At 62.9% G+C, this 1,583-nt stretch carries 1 protein-coding gene and 1 pseudogene; both read left to right on the top strand.

Annotated elements, in window-relative coordinates; translation table 11 throughout:
- Positions 1 to 1,044, top strand: a 1,044-nt coding sequence (locus JZZ72_RS27615) for a DNA cytosine methyltransferase (RefSeq protein ID WP_210015491.1), incomplete at its 5' end; no start/stop codon positions are given.
- Between the two features lie 302 nt (positions 1,045 to 1,346).
- Positions 1,347 to 1,583 (top strand): annotated as a pseudogene (locus JZZ72_RS27620) (Lar family restriction alleviation protein); the annotation flags it as partial.

Consider the following 1,583-nt stretch of genomic DNA (forward strand, 5'->3'; position numbering starts at 1 on the left):
GCATGGCGGGTTCTGGATGCCCAATATTTCGGCCTGGCCCAACGACGCCGCCGTGTGTTCGTTGTCGCAAGTGCTCGAGCAGGATTCGATCCCCTCGAAGTACTTTTTGAGCGCGAAGGCGTGCGCCGGGATACTCCGCCGCGCCGAGGCGAGGGGCAAGACCTTGCCGGACGAGCTCCATTCGGCCCTGCGCTCCAGTGCGGGTGCGGGTACGTCTTCGGTTTAGACCTGGGCCAGTACGGGTGCCCGAACTGCGAGGGCGACGAAGGTCCAGCGGTTGAGGTACTGGCTGGCGTGCCAGCGTATGGCGGCCACAGCCTCCAGAGTGATGTCAGCCAGTCCGCGACGCTTACCGCCAAGGACACCAGAATGGACATGGAGAGTGAGACGTTCTGCATCCAAGATCGTGTCGCCGGAACGCTTCGAAGCACTGATGGCGGTAGCGACGTGGATCACGCCATGGCGAGCCATCTGGTCGCCCCAACTCTGCAGGCAAATGGAAAGGCAGCCGGCAGCGCGACCCAGCAAGACGCAGAAAACGGGATGCTGGTCGTGCACGGCACGCAGGATCCCGATGTGCTTCACGGCCTGGCCCACCCGCTGGGCCGGAACAGTGGCCAGGAAAACGCCCTGCTCGCCTTCAGCTGCAAGGACCACGGCGCCGACGCCGGGCTCCCCGCCCCAACACTCCGCGCCATGGGGCACGGATCAAGTCACCCCAACGCCGGCGGCCAGGTGGCGGTGTGCATCACCGGTGACATCACGCACACACTGAAGGCTGAGGGCTTCGACGCCAGCGAGGACGGCACTGGCCGTGGCCAGCCAATGGTTGATGGGGGGGGTGGTGTGCGCCGCCTTACTCCGCGCGAGTGCGAATGGCTGCAAGGCTTCCCCGGCGACCACACCCGCATCCCCTATCGCGGTAAGCCCGCCGATGAATGCCCCGATGGCCCGCGCTACAAGGCGATCGGCAACAGCAAGGCCGTGTTCGTCGTCCGATGGATCGGGCAGCGCATCCAGGCCCAGCTCACTCGGGATCGATGAGCAGGTACTCATGCATGCTGTTCAGCACCGGTAATTGAGCACCCCATCCTTCTGCACCACTGCGTTCAAGCCGCTGTCGAGCAAGCTCCTCACGAGTCCTGCCCACGTCGAAGACTCTTGTGCGGATGGTGTCATAGAGGGATGTCGACACCCTGTACTCCCCGCAGCCACCACATAGGTAGCGATAGTCACCGCCATACCCTGGAGGCTGTTCAGCCTCACCCCTGCAGACGAAACAAGTCATGAACCACCCCATTCTTTGGCAGATTGCTCAACTGTAGACGATCCAGCGAGGTATCCCCATGCCCACAGAAAACCGATCCAGCAACACCGAACAGATGGTCAGCGAACTGCTGCCCTGCCCTTTCTGCAAAGCCGCCATGCACATCGAGAGCAACCGATACTGGCACCGCGTGATGGGTGAGCACGACGAGGAGTGCGTCTTCCTCGATCCTGAAACCATGATGGTGCTCGCCACTGACGAGCAGCGCGAACTGCTCGTTCGGGATTGGAACCGACGCAAGAAATCAGCCGCCCAG

This window comes from Pseudomonas palmensis (assembly GCF_017848315.1).
Classification (GTDB): Bacteria; Pseudomonadota; Gammaproteobacteria; order Pseudomonadales; family Pseudomonadaceae; genus Aquipseudomonas; species Aquipseudomonas palmensis.